The organism is Paenibacillus sp. VTT E-133280 (assembly GCF_002264385.1).
Lineage (GTDB): Bacteria > Bacillota > Bacilli > Paenibacillales > Paenibacillaceae > Paenibacillus_AQ > Paenibacillus_AQ nitricinens.
On sequence record NZ_NFUX01000007.1, the window covers coordinates 1 to 18,946 of the forward strand.

The following is an 18,946-nucleotide window of genomic DNA, read 5'->3' on the forward strand; positions in this document are numbered from 1 at the left end:
GGTGTTGGTGTTGGTGTTGGTGTTGGTGTCTCAGTTTCCGTTGTTTTCTTGACAGAAAACTCATCGATCAATGTACCCGCAATTGTACGTGCCTTCACATGAATCGCATCTTCTGTAATTTCAATAGCGGAGTACACAGGAACGTCTTCATCAAAAATATAATTCAAATAATTATATTGCGTGCCATCATAGAATTTCCAGCCTGAAGCACCACCATCAAGGTATACAGTCCCCTCATTGGTAGCTTTATTTGGCTTTCCATCCTTCATTGGATAGGTCCGTGCATATACATGATCATGACCAACCAGAACCAAATCGACATTTTTCTTTTCTAATATGGGTGCAAAGTAGGTTTGGGTATACTCAACAAGGGATTCCCGACCATTCTCTGTATGATAAGCTGGACGATGGAACATAACGACAGTCCACTTTTTATCATTCTGATCCAAATCTTCTTTTAACCATGCTGCTTGAGCAATCATCTGTTCCTCTACGCCTTCTGAGTTCAATACGACAAAATGAGTATCATCGACTTCATAAGAGTAAGCATATTGCAGTTGGGATTCTGGTCCGTTCTCTGGGAAATTCGCACCTTTGGTGAACACATCTTTTCCTTCACTCTTCACATCATGGTTGCCCAGTGCTAGTGCAGTCGGAAGTTTTGTTGCATAAATAGAAGATGCTAGCCAGAACTTTTGCCATTCTTCGAATGCGCCGCCTACATCAACCATATCTCCACCGTGCATAATAAACTGTGTTGATGGATATTGTGTCAATGCGTTAGTCATTAGCGCTTGATAGGTTTCTAATCCTTGTAATTGATTCGTATGGGAATCCGTAATGAATAAGAATGAGGTCGGTGTTTTTTTATCCTGATCAACAGTAGAATATTCATTCCATTCTGACCAATGGTCCTCATAGCCTACACGATATTTGTAAGTAGTATCTGCTTTCAAGCCCTTAACCAGGACATTATGAAACCGGATTTCGCCTTTCGTTCCATTTTCCTTCATGCTAAGCACCTGCAGCTCACTCTCGGCTTGCTGTTGCCTTACCATATTAACGTCTGGGCTTACTCCTGCTTCCCATTCACCAGCTTCAATGTATTGAATATAAGTAGAGGTTTGATCTGGTTTTGTTTGCCAGGCAGCACTTAGTTGTGAAGACATATCCTCTGTCACATAGGTTTGAATATATTGCGCTTCATTCGTACCATACTGCTCCACAACTTCATAATTGACAACCTTACTGTTCTGATCACCGATGACAGCTTGAACTTGATAGGTACCAAGTGCCAATGTAGTGAGATCTGTTGTTAACTGTCCTTTAGCATCTGTTTTGCCTAGGCTGCTGTTCAATAACTGACTACTAACATCAGCTTCCGAGATATAACCTGTTGTTTGTCCGTCTGCGAGAATAACCTCGTAAAATCCATTCTTAGCTGCTGTTGAAGCATAGTAACGTTCACCAGCATTTGCAACCATGATTACATTAGAAGATGTATCATCATCCTCATATACACTAGACGTAACAGTGTTAACTGTCACGACTGAGCTTTGTTTTAATAATCCAGTAAAAATAATACCCGCACCTTCATACGGCTTGCCTCCATGGTCTAACACTGTAAATGTAGAAGGTGTACCCAAACCAACTCCCGTCATTTTCAGCTGATAGGGGAAACCGATTGTATAATGAATAGGCGCGGCTAAGGGTGTACTCGTCTGAACGCCGCCAGCAGTAAGACTCGCATTGCTCATTGTTATGGTTTTATACGCTTCGCCACGCTCTAAGACGGCATGAGAGCTCACTTTGAAGTTAACAGTAACGGCATCATGAGCTGCCGCTATTACATTATCAAGTGCTACTTGAACCATACCGTGCTCATTATCAATATCTGAGGTTAGGGAAACTCCAGACGCCTGAGTAATGCTTTCAACTTGAAGGGTGCTTGCATCATAATTTAAGGTGAATTTTGCCTGTTCTGCTTTCAAGTAGTCTTTGATATTAATATGAACAGGATAGATTTCATTACTTACTGCTTCTTCGTCCGCAGCCATGAACAAACGCTCTCCTGCATTTATTGTGAAGGTGAATGTTTTTGCTGCCGGGTTACCTTTCTTGTCCTTCACTTCAATAGCAAGCTCATGATAACCACCATCTACATATTCTCCCGGGTAAGTTAATACATTTGTATCTGGAGAATATTGCACTTCATCCGTAATATCCGTATCATCTAACTGAACAGATAAGGTACTCAAATCCAGGCCTGATCCGTTATCAGTCAGCTCAACCTTCACTTCATCAAGTGGAGTATTTAATACTTCATTTTCAACAGGGGCTATAGGTTTAATGGCAGGAACATCCTTATCCTCTTCAACCTCATCATAGATAAAGGTAATATCATCTACCCAAATAGAGCCCTTGTTTTTCTTGCTCATATCCGATTGTTTCAATTGGAAAAACAATTCAAGAACAATCGGGCCCGGTTTACCTTGCGGAACATCTGCCTCGATATATTTCCAGCCGGACCAGTTGATACCCACTTGATTTACATCATAAAATTCTGCTTGGAAAGAAGATCCGCCTATATCTCTAAATTTTGTCGTCAGCAAATGTCCTTCATTGTTTGCATAAACCCACATGCCTACTTTAGTAGGGTAACCTGTTACTGGGATATTCCCCGTTTTATACCCGACTTCAATTTGAGAGGGATTATCTACTATGCCGATCATATCGTAATCAATTCTAGCCGAATATTGTCCATTTCTTACAAGCTTCTTGTTATCTTCTAAGTGCAGCGTAGCGTTATACATACGTTTAGGATTAAATTTCACATCATTGATTCCATCTTCAAAATCTTCGACCACGACGGATGGCTTAGCATCATCTGCTGCGTAGGCATAATTATTTTGACTAAAACCTGTATTCAACCCTCCTACTAGCAACGTTATTGCTGATGCAATCACTATTGTCTTACGTAATGTATTCATAGCGCTTATCCTTCCCCCTATTAGTAAAGTATTGATCAATGAGAACTATAACAGTTCAATGTAAATTTAAACCTTTGCTACTATTAAAGATTTAGATTGTATGCACTGAAATTTCTTTCTTGACGCATAAATAGCTACTCAAGCTTCAATGATTACGAACTAAAACTATTGAATCCACGAAAAAAAAGACACCCTAGATGGTGTCTTTACTGAATCTACGTATGACGGACAAACGGATGGGAACTGATTCCAGAATGCCTATTGAATAAGTATGGGCTGTTTCTTTTGTAGAATATCTACTTATGAGACAGCCTCTTTTTTCAGGAAGATTACTCTTCTTGGTACCCTCTTAGCTTTTAGATCTTATAAATGTAACTTCTAGTCCCTATTCTTGAGAACACAGTGCACTCAGAGCCTCTATTTTCCGCTCCGGGTAAGACCGAACCTGAAGATAATCTCTGTAAATAGTTAAAATCAGGATGAATGGATTCATTCGTAAGAAACGCTGAGGTATTACTTCCGGGCACTCTTTCCTCATTAAGAGAGTCTATAATGATTTCCGCAGTAGTTATCCCAATACCGTGGCCATAGAACAGGTCTTCTTCAAGCTTAACCGCATTCTCACCCTGCCATTCTGGCTTGCTAGGTGCATGATCTGGATTCCTGAAATACACAATATCTCCCCGCAGCATCTGATCCTTATTATAGTTCGTAATTAAGCGTAGATTCTCGTCGTAATTCCAATCCCATAAGAACAAATCCTTAAAATACCTATTAAAGGCTTCTTCTCCTATAGCTTCAATTGTCGCCCTGTACATAACAATGACCATGGCTGTCGCGCATTCGAAGGCATATAAATGTCCATTCTGAAAAATGTCTTTAATCCCTACCGAAGGCGCCACACCAGCGTTCAGCTGTAGTCCTCCAATATCTGTACGCGTCCAAAACTGCGGGTTGCAGCGCGACTCATCAAATGTTGCAAAATCCGCTCCACTGTTATTTAAAGCTTCGGCCGATTCCACGATGCTGTCTCTCATTTTCCGTTCAAAGTCAAGGGCATCGGGTGAACGAACTTCCTTCACCATGCTTAGTCCCTCCAATATTATAGGTTCTAAATATAGGTTATTGTACGTGTTCGCTGCCCAGTTGGTGCTTAATTCATTTTATTCCCGTGACTCAACAAACCACTGATTAAGCTGCCTTGTCTCTTCCGTCAAAATATCCAAATATATAGAAGTGCGGTATCCCGTATCCTTTAAGCTTTTTCCCGTTATCTCTGCTATGCGATTTAATCTGTACAGCAATGTGTTGGTATGAATATGTAAAAAAACGGCGGATTCCTTCAAGTTTCCACTGAGTGATAAATAAACGGCGATCGTTTTTAAAAAATCACTTTTATGCTCGCGATCATGCTCTTTTAGCGGATACAGCAAAGGACTTTTACGGGTTCGACTACGTTTTTGCTCTATAATAGCCGGAACATACGCCCAAAATCCAATATCCTCATACAATAATAACTCTCGGCCATGAAAAGGCAGCAGCTTCTTGATCTCCAGAATGGACCCCGCTTCCCAATACGCAATGGCTGCCGACATATATTCGGTGTAATCCAGGCTACAGCCTGCGCTTAGCATACAGCCCTCACTCTTACGCATATCTTCAATAATTTTTCGCATAAAAGAAGACAGTCCCCCCGTCCCTTCCATACGAAAGCTGAATGAAAACAATATAATCAACCGATTATGCTCTGCAGTCAGAAATAATAATTGCATGCCTGCATAGGAAGCCATAGTTTGCCGAAACCGAAGTACAAAATGATCATTGATGACTTTGTCACTCTCTAACACGCTAATATAATATTTCTCCGGCAAAAGAATTGACCAAACTTCCGCATCCTGCTTGATGTTCGCTTCATTGTCATAATGGGAGGTGAGCAGCTTCCAGAAAAAATCCTCCTGAGTCTTCTCCTGCTTCGTCTTCCACCCCCGCTGCTTCAATAAGTAGCGCCCTACGATGCCCGCCGCTTTCTCAACGATATTCTCCGCGTGTCCCTCAACTAGATTGCCTGCATCCACTACCCATATGTACCCGAGAATTTCCTTCTGATGTTTGATGCAAATAGCGAGTCGGGGTCCAAGACCTACCTCCATCACCGCAGGAATCCGAATCGGACGTGTAGCGTTCTCAAGCTGCTGCATAATCCCCTTCTTACGCAAACCAATAATGACAGCGTTAGGTACGCGTTTTCCAATAATGGTTGAAATTCTTGCAGAATCACTCTCAAATTGATGGGAGCTGTATCCGATCACATGGTGATTGCTGTCCTCAATGGTAACTTGAGATTGAAGAGATTCACTAATCGCATCCGCCAACGATTCCATACTATCGAAGAAACGATCAAACAATGGATCCTTTTCCGTCACTAGCCCCACCCCTGCCTGAAAAATAGCCGAACCTTGTACTTTAGAGTGATTTTATTATAGTATGCGTGCTCCCCGCTGACTATAAGATAATGGGATGGGGGCGCGATGGCTGGGACCTTGAGATCGCCGGGTGAAGGAGCTACGGGGTTATAGATTTCCGTGGGGGCGGAGTTGCTGAGTACAGGTTACGTTGGTTGCGGAATGGCGGGATTATGGAGTGGCGTGGGACGGAGTTGCAGGTTACGTTGATGCGGGTGACGAGAAGCGAGGTGACGGAGTGGCGCGACAATACTTAAACCGCTACTTGAGAGAGCCCCCTTATAGTTTTTAGGGAATTCCTCCCTGTAATTGTGTCTCTTTAGGTTTGCCTGCTACTAATCAGGGAAAACCTCCCTATAACTCCTCCAATTCAGGCACAATCGGGGATATTCTTCGTATTTATAGGGATAAATTCCCTAAAAATAGCATTTCAAGCTTTTTTGCGTAATTTATAGGGAGGATTTCCCTAAAAATCATCACCAACAAACATCCACCCGATCCAACGATCTTCATAACGCAGTCCTACAACCTTTAACACCGAACTAGTAGATTTCTGCTGGATCTAGCACACTGAAGCCACTCCTAGCTACCTCCTAGATCAAACTAGCAGACTTCTGCCAGATCCTCCCCACACCGAACTGAGCCGAAAATATTACTTCCAGAACAATAAACAGCAAACTCCCATAACGGAAATTTGCTGTCTATTGGTTTCCAAATATTTTCAAGCACTATGAACGCATCTATTTAGCTCTATTTAGCTCTATTTAGCTCATTGTGAACGTCTGCTCCATGGCTTGTTCTACCGAAAAATGTTTCTCACCAAGTGCTTCAGCCACGGCTTGGCAAGTGATTTTACCATTAGCCACATTTACACCGCTTCTTAAACCGGCATTATCTTGAATCGCTTTGATCACGCCTTTATTGGCAATTTGCAAGGCGTATGGAACAGTCACATTGGTTAAAGCAATCGTCGAAGTTTTGGCCACAGCACCCGGCATATTAGCAACAGAATAATGCAGTACGCCATGCTTAATAAATACAGGATTATCATGTGTGGTCACTCTGTCGATCGTCTCCACGATACCACCTTGGTCAATCGCCACATCAACAATCACCGAACCCGGCTTCATGGTCTTGACCATTTCTTCTGTCACCAGCTTCGGTGCTTTCGCACCCGGAATCAGCACCGCACCTACCAACAAATCTGCCTCAGCTACCACTTTGGCAATATTGTAAGGGTTCGAGATTAGCGTGTTGATCTGTGCACCAAAAATATCATCTAATTGACGTAATCTTTCTGCACTGAGGTCAACAATTGTAACATCGGCACCCAATCCGATAGCCATTTTCGCGGCATTAGTACCTACTACACCGCCGCCGATAATGCTAACTTTGCCACGACTAACCCCGGGAACACCGGAGAGAAGAATCCCTTGTCCGCCATAGTTCTTTTGCAAGAACTGAGCGCCAAGCTGAACGGACATCCGGCCCGCCACTTCACTCATCGGTGTTAATAGCGGCAAGGTACGTTCATGAACAACCGTCTCATACCCGATGGCAAACACACCCTTATCTTTGAGCGCAGCGGCCAGAGAAGGTTCAGGCGCAAGATGCAGATACGTGAACAAGATAAGGCCTGGACGGAAATAGGGGTACTCGCTTTCCAGCGGTTCTTTCACTTTCATCACCATTTCGGCAGAGCTCCAGACGGTGGCTGCGTCCTGAATCAGCTCTGCCCCGGCAGAAGCATACTCTTCGTTTGGAAATCCGCTTCCCACACCAGCCCCAGCTTCCACCAGCACTTGATGTCCTTCTTTAATAAGGCTAACTACACCCGCAGGTGTTATGGCTACACGATTCTCATTATTTTTAATTTCTTTAGGCACTCCGATAATCATCATTCATCTCTCCCGTCTAATGTAGATCCCTTATGTAAAGAATAATAACATACGTTTAGTATTTCCAATTTGGTAAAAAATTAAAATATTATCTATCATCATTGTGTTTTTACACAAAGGATTCGTCTTAAACTGCCTATCAACTTCAGGTTCATTTGGTACCCAACACAACCCTAATCATTATCTCATAAAAAAAGACACTGCTTAGAGTGCCTTTTTGACGATTTTGTATGAAATTAAAGCACTACTACCATCATGTAATGTTATATTTAGTAACGCGTATTAATTTGACAGTAATAACAACACTGTTTCTAGGATTACATTTACCCCTTTTTCACAATCATCATAGGAGGTAAACTCCTCTTCACAATGACTTTTCCCCTTCACACTAGGTACAAACACCATCGCGGATGGCAGAAAGCTTGCTACGAACTGAGCATCATGCCCTGCGCCACTTGCGATCTTCCGGTTAGAATAGTCCAAGGCTTGTGCCGCTTGCTCCACTAAATTACATATTCCCCGGTCAAACCAAACCGTCTCTCTGCCCCAAAGCTTGGTCTTACTTACTACACAGTCCAGTAGCATCTCCGGCAAGCTATGAATAATGGCTTCCACCTTACGGACAATCTCCATATCTTTATGTCTTGCCTCAATCGTAAAGATCACTTTATTAGGAATAACGGTATGAATATTAGGAAGCACATTCATTCTGCCCATGGTATACACCAGTTCAGAGTCGAGCGCACTAAGCTTGCTTCTAAGCTCCGTGATCAAATCCGTGGCAGCGAACAAGGCATCCTTGCGCATTGCCATAGGCGTGGTGCCCGCATGATCCGATTCTCCCGTCACCTCAATTTCATAACAGGCCATACCAACTACACAGTCTACCAGACCAATCGACAGTTCTTCTTGTTCTAGCACAGGACCTTGCTCGATATGAAGCTCCAAATAAGCAGTGGCTTCGGTAATTCGATTACTCGCTTCCCCCTTATATCCACTTTCCTCCAGCGCTTCGCCAAAGGTAATGCCCTCCGGATCTTTTTTATTCAACATTTCTGCCTTATCGAACTTACCGGCCAGCACACCAGAGGCCATCATCGATGGCTCAAAGCGAGCCCCTTCTTCATTTGTGAAATTCATAATGGTCACCGGCAGCTTCGGCTTTATCCCGTGATCCTCGAGTGTGCGAACTACCTCTAGTCCAGCGATTACCCCAAGAACGCCATCGAATCTTCCACCTTTTTTCACAGTATCCATATGCGAGCCAATCACAATAGGCGGCCCAGACTCTACACCCGCAAGCGTGGCGTACATCGTGCCCATATCGTCCACCTTCACAGACATGCCCAATTCTTCACAACAGGTACGAAAATAATTTCGAACCTTCACGTCCTCTTCCGTCAGCGATAACCGGGTCACGCCGTTGTTATCTGTACGCCCATAATCCGCAAATGCCTCTATCGTATTCTTTAATCTTTCTCCGTTCGCGAATATTTTTTGCAGCTGCATCGCAGGTCCCTCCGCTTCGAGCGTTCATGATTTTATAGACTTTCTATATATGTTATACCAATCGATATGATTGTCATTTTACATACTGTAATAATTATTATTCACGTGATGTTACAACGAATTAGAGGTAGCCATAAGTAAACTAAAGTAGTATATACAATCTTTTGATACGAAGGGTAAGCTTAAGATAGCTGTTTATCCAGTTCTACCAAGGAAAGGAGCCAGCACATGAATCTAAGCATTGTGGTCCCTGTATACAATATTGAACATTATATGACCCCTATGTTTGATACACTCCTTGCCCAAAGTGAACCGCATTTTGAGGTCATTATCGTGGATGACGGATCTACGGATCACACCTACAATGTGATAGAAAAGATCCTCTCACTTCATCCCGAGCTTTCTTGCAAAGTCATTCGAACAGAGAATCAAGGGGTTAGTGCGGCTAGAAATAGAGGCTTAGCAGAAGCCACAGGCAACTATGTGCTGTTTCTGGATGGAGATGATTATATCTCTACAGATTTAGTAAGGACCGTTCATACCTATACTCAACCATCTGACCCCGAAATTATCTGCTGGGGATATAGCCATGTCACAGAGGATGGAGTTGCTACTTTGAGCTACGCCTCTGCATATAGCGACATCACAGGCAGTGAAGCGCTGACTCATATTTTCGTGAACAAAAGCTTGCGAATATGGACAGGGAGCATTGCGTACAAACGGGAATTATTACTCCTTCACGAACTCCAATATACGGAACGCTGTGTGAATGGAGAAGATCAGGAATTTATCTACAAAGCTTTATCCAGAGCTACTAGAGTCATCACATTACCGGATATATTATCGTTTTATTTACAAAGAAATACGTCGATTTCCAATAGCTATAATGTGAATAAATTTGATGTCGTTGATGTATTCAAACGGGTCGATGCTTATTTCGAGGCCCATCCCTTTGAGAACCTGGATATGATATCTCCTTATATAAGAAATCGCGAATTGATCGAGAATTACTTTTTCAACCTAAAAACCTGTCTAAATGAGACAGAAGGCGAAAGCATTCAGAAGTTACTTCGCGACATCGATCATACCTATCCGGAACTAAACCAAGAAATGTATGAACTCATAAGACGTTATAGAGGTAATGATCGAAGATTAGCCCTTTATATCCGAACATTCTTAATCTCCCCGCTTCTATATCACAGATTCATTTCTGTGGAGAAAAGCTTATCCAGGTTCAAGCGAAAGGAATTTAGAATATGAAAAAGCTGCTGATCTATGCCTATACCGAATTTAATTTGGGCGATGATTTATTCATAAAGGTGTTATGTGAGAGGTATCCGGATACCGAATTCAGAATCTGCGCTCCACGCTTATACAAGCTGGTCTTCAAAGAGATCAAGAACCTCAGAGTGTATCCTTCCGATTCATTCTTCTTTAGAGGCATTGCCTTTATTTGCAGAAGGTTAAAGATACATAATCTGGCGCAAAAATATATGGCCGATCACTCCGATGGTGTCGTTCATATCGGCGGCTCGATCTTTATGCAGGCAGAGCATTGGTCAGAGCATTTCAAGAACGCAGAAACCATTTGGAATAAGAATAAGCCCTACTATTTATTAGGATCGAATTTCGGCCCTTATACAGATAAAGAATATTACGAGGAACACAAGCGCATTTTCAAGGACTATACCGACATCTGCTTTAGAGAAAAATATTCTTATGATTTATTTGAGGATCTGGATAATGTCCGTTTAGCGCCAGATATTATTTTTCAGCTTGATCCACCAGATCCTCAAGCCGAACCCGAGGATTACATTGTCTTATCCGTCATTAAGCCTTCTATTAAAGGTCTGAACGGCTTTGACAACCTCTATTATGAAAAAATGAAAGAACTCGCAATTTATTTCATTGAAAAAGGCTACGCTGTTCATTTCATGTCCTTTTGTGAACATGAAGGGGACCAGCTGGCGATTGAAGAGATCCAGAATCTTATGGGGCCCTCCTATGAGGATGCCATCCAAGTGCATTTATATAAAACAAATATGGAAGAGATTTTGTCCGTTCTAGCCAATTCCAGCTTTATAGTTGCTTCAAGATTCCATGCGATGATCCTGGGCTGGGTATTGGGCAAACCTGTGTTTCCTGTGGCTTACAGCCAAAAAATGATCAACGTAATGGAAGATGTCCAGTTCAAAGGATTATATGCTGATTTCACTACACTGGAGCAGCTCCAGCCTGTACAGGTGTTTGATAGTATGATTACCCACTGCATGGATGTCACGCCGCAAGTCAAACATGCCGAAGAACATTTCGAGCAGCTGGATAAGTATTTATCGCTTTACGAAAGGAGGATACGTTATGAGAGCCAAGCGGAGCATTCTTAACTTATCCTTTGGACTCGGGAGTCAGCTCATCACGATCATCCTTGGTTTTTTTATCCCCCGACTGATTATGGTCAACTATGGCTCTGAAGCCAATGGTTTAATCGCTTCTATTGTACAGATCATTAGTTATTTGGCCCTGCTGGAAGCCGGAGTAGGAGCCGCTTCGATACAAGCCCTATATAAGCCAGTAGCTTCGGATGATAAGAACCATATCAACTCTATTCTGGCCGCCACCTCCAGCTATTATAAAAAAACAGGCATTTATTATTTTTTCGCCGTCCTTCTAATCGCCACCCTGTATCCATTAGTGATTACTTCTGAAATCGATAAATTATCGATTATGCTCATTATTTTACTCACAGGAATGGGCGGGGCGATCAATTATTATTTTCAAGGAAAATTCAAAGTTCTGCTTGCTGCAGAGGGAAAAAGCTATGTAGAGACATCTATAGTCACTGTAGCTAACATTCTGAACAATGTGATTCGGATTCTGTTATTGCTTCAAGGGGTTAACATCATCGCTGTGCAAGCTTCCTATTTCATATTAACCGTACTTCAAATCGTCGTCTTCTATATCTATATCAATAAACATTACAAATGGATCAACCTAACTCTCAAACCAGACTATGAAGCCATTGGTCAAAAAAATTCCGTGTTAGTCCATGAGATCTCCTACTTGGTGTTTAGAAATACCGACGTGCTGATCCTGACTATATTTACGAACCTAAAGATCGTCAGCATTTATGTCATGTACAACATGATTTTTACGATTGTTGATAACATCGTCCAAACCATAAACGGAAGCGTGAAAGCTGCTCTCGGTCAGAGCTTTCATGAGAGTAAAGAGGCCTTTATTAAATTTTATGATGCTTACGAAGTGTATTTTATGGGGCTCATCTTCTCGATACTAACAGTGGCCTATATTCTGATTCTACCTTTTATGAAATTGTATACCGCAGGGGTAAACGACGTGAATTATATCGATATGTGGCTGCCGGTCTTGTTCGTAGTCATCAAATTATTAACCAATGCCAGAGCTTCTTCCAATAATGTGATTACAATTGCCGGACATTTCAAGAAAACACAGAACCGTTCCATTCTAGAATCCGTAATCAATCTAGTCGCTTCTATTGTCTTTGTAATCTTTATGGGAATTTACGGTGTACTGATGGGAACCATAGCCGCCCTCTTATACCGCTCCGTAGATATTGTGGTCTATGCTAGCAAACATCTGCTGAATCGGAGCCCTTGGGTCACCTTTAGAAGATGGCTAACGAATGCAGTGGTTTTTGCGGGCATTATTCTGATCTCTAGCGCCATCCCTATCCGAATCCATTCCTATGTGGGGCTTATGTTGTGGGGTGTACTGCTAGGGCTTGTAATCCTGCCTATATATTTCGTGATCGCCTCCTTAGTGGAACGGGAAGTTTTCCTGTATACATGGGAGCATCTCAGAGGATATCGGGCGAAGCTCAAGCATAAGGTTCTGGCTAGACCTAAGGTAAGTGGTGTATCTAAATAACACATCAGGAGGACTCGAAATGGATCATAGCGAGGTTTTGCAGCAAGCCTGTTACGTCTTTCTAAATGACCTGAATGATGAAATAAACCATTCATCTGCCCTTCAAATGGATGATCAGGAAATCTTTCAACGATGCCGCCTGATCCTAGATAAAGAACAAAATCCGCAAATCAAAACCTTTCTAGAAACCCTATCCGAAGTGATCCGTGCTTATCTCACAGGGAGAGCTTCAGAAGATGCAATAAGATTCTATCTGTCAGAGCAATTCAGTATCGTAAACGAAGAGATAGATGGGTTAATCCATGGGATCGTCGCAATCAAACATCAGTCCTCAGATATGGCTATTTCAGACTCAGCTCTCCTTTCCTTTGCCGATTATCCTAAGGTCAGTGTCATTATCACTACCTACAATAGAAAGGCATTCCTAAATCAAGCGATCCAAAGCATCTTAATGCAGGACTATCCGCATAAAGAGATTACAGTTATTGATGATTGCTCTACAGATGGCACGGAAGAGTTAATGCATCAAAGCTTCGGAGGCGAGTCACAGGTAATCTACATGCGAAACGAAAAGAACAGCGGGCCGGGAAATAATCGCCGTATAGCTTTTGCTGCTCATGGTAATGGTGAGTATGTTCTTTTTCTCGATGATGATGACTATCTGATTGACATGAATTATTTAAGTAAGGCTGTAGAGTTTCACAATCACCATCCCGAAATATCATTTGTGGCTGCTAATGTTTTTCTTGAATTTTCAAAGGCCAAGCAACTGAAGATCAGCAGCTTACAGCTAAGCAAGATTATTAAGAAGCAGGATTATTTCATGAATTTCGAGAAAAAAGGATATCCGAAGCCCTCCTCCACCTTAACAACTGTCTTTAAGCGTGAGGCTTTAATAGCTATGGATATCCTAAATATGAACATGGTTAATGATGCTTCTATTTATCTGCGTTCCTTGTTGGTCGGTGATGCCGGCTTCATAGATACACTTGCCGGTGTATACAGATTACACGGGGACAATATCACCTTTAATCTGAGTCAGGGATTCTTAATTGAGAATCTGGAGGAGAAGCTGTTGATTAAGAATATGGCCGTTCAGAAATATGGATATAGCGAGCCAGAAATGGCGGAATGGTTTAACCATAATGCTTATGATACGATCTCCTACTATTTATTAAATTCTGCAAAAGACGCTACAGACTTTAAATTCATGTATCATTGGGCTCTTAACCATTGCCCGCCTATTTACAATCAGTTAAGAAATGAATTCCGTACGAAGCTTATTAAAAAGCAATTATTACGGATCTCGTTACTTCGAACACTGCTCGGAAGATGACTCGCGCATTAGCTTATCGAGTAGCAACAAGAATCCTTTTACCTCTTCTTTAGGAATGTCGGCGTACTTGTCTCCAATACTGATCTCACAATAAGAAGTATCTTCTCCCGTTGGTCTTATCGCTGCGCTTAAACCGATTCCTGTTGACTCATATACAGAAGACAGGATCGGTTCAATGCTCTCCCTAGACATTTGAAAATGCATATGAAACATGTTGGAGACAGGCTCAGCAGGTAACGTAGTCACCCCGTGACATTGATTAACTAAAGCAGCAAGCTCCTTAGCCCCTTCGTAATACTGCTGCATCTTATCTACTCTTTGCTGGTAGTAATAATCAGAGGAAATAATGTATGGATACAGACTGATTAGGTCGCCACCATGCCGCCGTTTCCATATCTTCGATTGCTTCGTAAACGCCTCACCGCCTGCAAGAATCGCGCCTGCAATTCCTCCGATTCCTTTATACAGTGAGATATAGACACTATCAAAGAGGGCGCAGATCTCAGCAGCTGTCTTGCCATAATAGGGAAGCGTCTCAAGCAATCTTGCGCCATCCAAATGCAGCTTAATTCCCCGAGCACGGCAATGTGCAGAAATCGCTTCAAGCTCCTTATACTCCGGTAACTGTCCACCAATCTCGCGCTGCGGCAATTCGAGCAGCAGACAAGCAATATCTTCCTTCATATGTAATACATCATCCAAGGTGATTAGTCGATCCTTGTTCGCAAGTAGGACAGGCTCAATATGATGCAGTTCCTTCAACCCATCCTGCTCATGGATCTCCAAATGACATAAAGGATGATAGGCGACGCTCTTGAGTCCTTTTTCATCACACCATATTCTTAAAGCGATTTGCTGTGCCATTGTTCCACTCGGAAAGAAGACCGCTGTCTCTTTACCCAGAAGCTTCGCCATCTCCGATTGAAAATCCTCAATAACCTTCCCCGATCCATAAATATCAGACGGTGTACTATTTTCTACAGCTTCAAAGGCTTCCTTCAAGACTTGAACCTCTCGATTTCCATGTCCTACGATCCGATACGTCGTTTCATTAAAGGCCTCTTGCACTGATTTTTTTCCGTTCATTGGTAGAATTGCCCCTTCCGTGTTTGCCTTGTCCCTAATATAGACGAATTTCAAAAAATCCCATCTTAATTTTACCCGATCTAAGGTGAAAAAACATGAGCGCTGTGCTACAATATTGGAATTGCAACGGCAATCTTAGGGAGGGTTATTGAATCACATGCTTATCATTGGTATCGCCGGCGGCACCGGCTCGGGAAAAACAACCGTAGCCCGCTCCGTCATTGACCGTCTTGGAACGGGAAAGGTAACTTTCATATCTCAAGATAACTACTATAAAGATCATTCACACCTCAGCTTCGCTGAACGTGAATCCATCAATTACGATCATCCTTTCGCTTTCGACAATGAGCTGCTTATTGAGCATCTTAAATGTCTGCGTGAAGATCAGACCGCATATGCACCGGTGTACGACTTCACAGTTCATGCCCGCTCCACTACGGAGACTGTAGAACTGAAACCAAACAACATTGTAATCATCGAGGGACTCCATGTTCTTTCCGACGAGAACCTCCGCGATATGCTTGATATCAAAGTCTTTGTTGATGCTGATCCTGATGTACGCATCCTCCGCCGGGTACTCCGCGATATCGAAGAACGTGGCCGGAGCATCCAATCGATCCATCACCAATATTTGAGTACGGTTAAGCCAATGCATGAAGCTTTTATTGAACCGTCCAAGAAATACGCCGATTTGATCATCCCAGAAGGTGGCCATAATGAGGTCGGTATCCAGTTGCTGTCTATATTAACTGAGAAACACCTGACGAATGATTGGACATCCTCTAGTTCTTAAATATCTAGTTCTACCCTGGCTGTCGAGAGAATCTCGATGGCCTTTTTTTTGCGAGCTCATCCCCAATCCCACCATGGATTATTCAAAGAATAATCCCTCCGCATTATGGTAATAGCTAAATTACAGCAGCTTGCGGAAGAGGGATAACAACCATGGGATTTCTGAACAGAACAATAACCAAAATATTCAAAAACCCTACAATAGGGCACCCGAACCCCACTAAAGAATTACCTAAAGAGCCTCTCAAGGAAAACCTCCAAGATAATATTGAACATATAAAGACAACGCTCGGAAATAGCACAGACCTTGTGGTCAGAGATTTCTTCATCGGCTCCAAGCAACAGATGAAAGCAGCTATTTTCTATACGGATGGACTTGCTGACAGTAAAGCTATTCAGGATTTCATTCTGGAGTCTCTTGTCTTAGAAATTCCAGATTTGAGCTTAGAACCTGAGAAAGACAACTATTCCTTATTAAGAAATCACATGCTTACCGTAGGTGATATCAAAGATGCGATGGAGTTCCATGCTTTGTTAACCTCCCTATTATCCGGAGATGTGATCCTCTTACTAGATGGATACGCCAAGGGTTTCACGATTGGCATGCGTGGCTGGAAAGATCGTGGTGTATCGGAAAGTGCCACCGAAACGGTGATCCGCGGACCTAAGGAAGCCTTCACAGAAAGCTTGCGTACTAATACCGCCTTAATAAGGCGGAAAATAAAAGACCCTAATTTGTGGTTAGAAACACAACAAATCGGACGCGTCACCCAAACCGATGTAGCCATTATGTATATCAAAGGAATTGTAGATGACGGGATTGTACAAGAAGTACATACGCGTTTAGATCGGATCGATATTGATGGCATCTTGGAGAGTGGTTATATTGAGGAATTAATCGAGGATGAAACCTATACTCCATTTCCAACCGTTCATCATACCGAACGTCCTGATGTTATTGCCGCTGCGCTTATGGAAGGAAAAGTAGCTATATTAGTAGATGGAACGCCTATAGTCATGACCGTTCCTACTACCTTTGTTTCCTTCATGCAGACCGCTGAGGATTATTATCAACGTGCGGATGTTGGTACCTTAGTTCGGATGCTCCGTTATCTCTGTATATTCATTTCATTACTAGCCCCATCTTTATATGTAGCTATTACTACCTTCCATCAAGAGATGTTGCCCACAACGCTGCTCATTAGCTTAGCTGCTCAACGGGAAGGCGTGCCGCTTCCAGCGTTTATTGAAGCACTTCTAATGGAGCTTGCTTTTGAGATTCTAAGGGAAGCCAGTGTGCGTATGCCTCAAACCATAGCTCAATCTGTCTCTATAGTAGGGACATTAGTTATTGGAACAGCTGCAGTAGATGCTGGCATTGTTTCTGCCGCCATGCTCATTGTCGTTGCTGTTACCGCGATCTCCAGCTTTGTTCTGCCAGCCTTTGATCTCGCCTTGACAATCAGAATGCTTCGTTTCCCAATGATGTTTCTAGCCGCTTCCTTTGGATTGTTCGGAATCATTATTGGTGTTATCGCGATAGTGCTTCATATGTGTAGCTTACGCTCCTTTGGAGTTCCTTATATGAGCCCGTTAGCTCCGTTTAATCTTGCTGATCAAAAGGACACCTTTTTCCGAATGCCCCGTTGGGCTATGTTTACCCGCCCTAAGCTAATCAATCAAAAAAATATGGTTCGGGTGAAGAGTACACCACCGGAAAAACCGGGAGATTTAACGGAGGAATAAATCATGAAACGAAGAGCACTTCTGCTGTGTATGGTTATACTCGTACAAGTATTCGTAACAGGCTGCTGGAGTCGCCGGGAATTAAACGATCTTGCGATTGCTGTAGGAATCGGAATCGACAAAATCGGAGATCAATATCAAATTTCTGCACAAGTGGTATTACCGAGTCAAATCGCAGGCTCAAAGGGGGGTTCTCCTCAATCACCCGTAAATCTTTATAAAGCAACTGGACACACCGTATATGAGGCTCTCAGGAAAATCACAACCCTTAGTCCACGTAAAATTTACATCTCTCATCTGCGGATTTTGGTCCTCGGTGAAGCATTGGCTAAAGAAGGAATCAGTGATGTTCTTGATTTTATGTCAAGAGATACGGATACGCGGAATGATTACTTTATAGTGGTGGCAAAGGATGCCAAAGCAGAAGATGCTCTAAAAATATTAACCAGCCTCGAAAAGATCCCTGCTGTGCGATTGTTTTCTAGTCTGGAAACATCGGAGAAGCAATGGGCACCCACATCCACTGTGACATTAGGAACACTAGTTACAGAACTTGTGAGTAAGGGTAAAAACCCAGTCCTAACAGGGGTTGTCATCAATGGAAATGTAGAAGTAGGACAAACTCAAAAGAATGTTGAAACGGTAGACTCTCCAACAGAATTGAAATACTCCGGATTGGCCGTATTCAAAAAGGACAAATTGATTGGTTGGCTAAATCCAGAGGAATCAAAAGTGTATAACTATTTAACCAATAAGGTAAAGAGCACGGTTTTCTATATCCAATGTCCCGAAGGAAAAAAGGTTTCGCTTGATGTATTTGATGCCCGTTCCAAAATAAAAGGCAGCATGCATAATGACAAACCAGAAATCAGTATTGAGCAACATATAGAATCAGATTTAGGAGAGGTTCAATGTAGAAATCTAGACCTGACCGAGCCAAAGACCATCACCGAATTAGAACAAATCGCTAACCAGAAAGTAGTAGATTTATTCGAAACTACAATTAAAAAAGTACAACAAGAATATAAATCCGATATTTTTGGCTTCGGCGAGGTCATCCATCGCTCTAACCCACAGGCATGGAAGAAACTTCAGGACAATTGGGATCAAACCTTTTTAAACCTACCAGTAAGCGTAAAGGCGGACATTAAGATTCGCCTATTAGGGAAAGTGACTAACTCTTTCTTAGAAGAGATGAAGTGATGCATTGGAGGGAACGAA

General features: G+C 42.5%; 13 protein-coding genes. 7 read left to right on the forward strand and 6 right to left on the reverse strand.

The window, feature by feature from the left end; all coding sequences use genetic code 11:
* From CA600_RS04815 to CA600_RS04835, 5 genes are all read right to left on the reverse strand, one after another.
* Positions 1–2,990: purple acid phosphatase family protein (locus tag CA600_RS04815; protein WP_143812098.1), on the reverse strand; the 2,990-nt coding region annotated here is incomplete at its 3' end.
* Between the two features lie 356 nt (positions 2,991–3,346).
* Entirely contained in the window at positions 3,347–4,075 is a 729-nt protein-coding gene (locus CA600_RS04820; protein ID WP_094869183.1) for a protein-glutamine gamma-glutamyltransferase, read from the reverse strand.
* A gap of 78 nt (positions 4,076–4,153) precedes the next feature.
* Complete coding sequence (locus CA600_RS04825) at positions 4,154–5,413, reverse strand: PucR family transcriptional regulator (protein ID WP_094869184.1); 1,260 nt, start codon at positions 5,411–5,413, stop codon at positions 4,154–4,156.
* An 803-nt stretch (positions 5,414–6,216) separates the two neighbouring features.
* Positions 6,217–7,350, reverse strand: coding sequence for an alanine dehydrogenase (ald, locus tag CA600_RS04830; protein WP_094869185.1), 1,134 nt, complete (start codon positions 7,348–7,350; stop codon positions 6,217–6,219).
* A 282-nt stretch (positions 7,351–7,632) separates the two neighbouring features.
* Positions 7,633–8,859, reverse strand: coding sequence for a Zn-dependent hydrolase (locus CA600_RS04835; protein WP_094869186.1), 1,227 nt, complete (start codon positions 8,857–8,859; stop codon positions 7,633–7,635).
* Positions 8,860–9,087: 228 nt separating this feature from the next.
* On the opposite strand from CA600_RS04835, the gene CA600_RS04840 reads away from it, so the two are divergent.
* The 4 genes from CA600_RS04840 to CA600_RS04855 are packed head-to-tail and all read left to right on the forward strand — an operon-like array spanning position 9,088 to position 14,101.
* On the forward strand, positions 9,088–10,119 hold the full coding sequence (locus CA600_RS04840) for a glycosyltransferase family 2 protein (protein ID WP_094869187.1): 1,032 nt from the start codon (positions 9,088–9,090) through the stop codon (positions 10,117–10,119).
* Entirely contained in the window at positions 10,116–11,243 is a 1,128-nt protein-coding gene (locus tag CA600_RS04845) for a polysaccharide pyruvyl transferase family protein (protein ID WP_094869188.1), read from the forward strand. The genes CA600_RS04840 and CA600_RS04845 overlap by 4 nt, the downstream gene beginning before the upstream one ends.
* Complete coding sequence (locus tag CA600_RS04850) at positions 11,218–12,765, forward strand: lipopolysaccharide biosynthesis protein (RefSeq protein ID WP_094869189.1); 1,548 nt, start codon at positions 11,218–11,220, stop codon at positions 12,763–12,765. Before CA600_RS04845 ends, CA600_RS04850 begins: the two co-directional genes overlap by 26 nt.
* Before the next feature lie 19 nt (positions 12,766–12,784).
* Positions 12,785–14,101, forward strand: coding sequence for a glycosyltransferase family 2 protein (locus CA600_RS04855; protein ID WP_094869190.1), 1,317 nt, complete (start codon positions 12,785–12,787; stop codon positions 14,099–14,101).
* On the opposite strand, the gene CA600_RS04860 is transcribed toward CA600_RS04855, so the two are convergent.
* Positions 14,075–15,187: a threonine aldolase family protein gene (locus CA600_RS04860; protein ID WP_094869191.1), complete on the reverse strand. Its 1,113-nt coding sequence runs from the start codon at positions 15,185–15,187 to the stop codon at positions 14,075–14,077. The two genes, CA600_RS04855 and CA600_RS04860, sit on opposite strands and share 27 nt — an antisense overlap.
* A gap of 157 nt (positions 15,188–15,344) precedes the next feature.
* Here CA600_RS04860 and udk point away from each other — a divergent pair, with 157 nt between their 5' ends.
* The 3 genes from udk (at position 15,345) to CA600_RS04875 (ending at position 18,928) form a co-directional block, all read left to right on the forward strand.
* Positions 15,345–15,980, forward strand: a complete 636-nt coding sequence (gene udk, locus CA600_RS04865; protein WP_076116417.1) for a uridine kinase — start codon at positions 15,345–15,347, stop codon at positions 15,978–15,980.
* A gap of 152 nt (positions 15,981–16,132) precedes the next feature.
* Entirely contained in the window at positions 16,133–17,725 is a 1,593-nt protein-coding gene (locus CA600_RS04870; protein ID WP_094869192.1) for a spore germination protein, read from the forward strand.
* Positions 17,726–17,728: 3 nt separating this feature from the next.
* Positions 17,729–18,928 carry a Ger(x)C family spore germination protein gene (locus tag CA600_RS04875; RefSeq protein ID WP_094869193.1) on the forward strand — a complete coding sequence of 400 codons (1,200 nt, stop codon included), beginning with the start codon at positions 17,729–17,731 and terminating at the stop codon, positions 18,926–18,928.
* Positions 18,929–18,946: the final 18 nt, after the last annotated feature.

Bases quoted from the DNA above. Each gene is read 5' to 3' on its own strand.
- CA600_RS04820 (WP_094869183.1), bottom strand. From the start codon at position 4,075: ATGGTGAAGGAAGTTCGTTCACCCGATGCCCTTGACTTTGAACGGAAA.
- ald (WP_094869185.1), bottom strand. From the start codon at position 7,350: ATGATTATCGGAGTGCCTAAAGAAATTAAAAATAATGAGAATCGTGTA.
- CA600_RS04835 (WP_094869186.1), bottom strand. From the start codon at position 8,859: ATGCAGCTGCAAAAAATATTCGCGAACGGAGAAAGATTAAAGAATACG.
- CA600_RS04840 (WP_094869187.1), top strand. From the start codon at position 9,088: ATGAATCTAAGCATTGTGGTCCCTGTATACAATATTGAACATTATATG.
- CA600_RS04845 (WP_094869188.1), top strand. From the start codon at position 10,116: ATGAAAAAGCTGCTGATCTATGCCTATACCGAATTTAATTTGGGCGAT.
- CA600_RS04850 (WP_094869189.1), top strand. From the start codon at position 11,218: ATGAGAGCCAAGCGGAGCATTCTTAACTTATCCTTTGGACTCGGGAGT.
- CA600_RS04855 (WP_094869190.1), top strand. From the start codon at position 12,785: ATGGATCATAGCGAGGTTTTGCAGCAAGCCTGTTACGTCTTTCTAAAT.
- CA600_RS04860 (WP_094869191.1), bottom strand. From the start codon at position 15,187: ATGAACGGAAAAAAATCAGTGCAAGAGGCCTTTAATGAAACGACGTAT.
- udk (WP_076116417.1), top strand. From the start codon at position 15,345: ATGCTTATCATTGGTATCGCCGGCGGCACCGGCTCGGGAAAAACAACC.
- CA600_RS04870 (WP_094869192.1), top strand. From the start codon at position 16,133: ATGGGATTTCTGAACAGAACAATAACCAAAATATTCAAAAACCCTACA.
- CA600_RS04875 (WP_094869193.1), top strand. From the start codon at position 17,729: ATGAAACGAAGAGCACTTCTGCTGTGTATGGTTATACTCGTACAAGTA.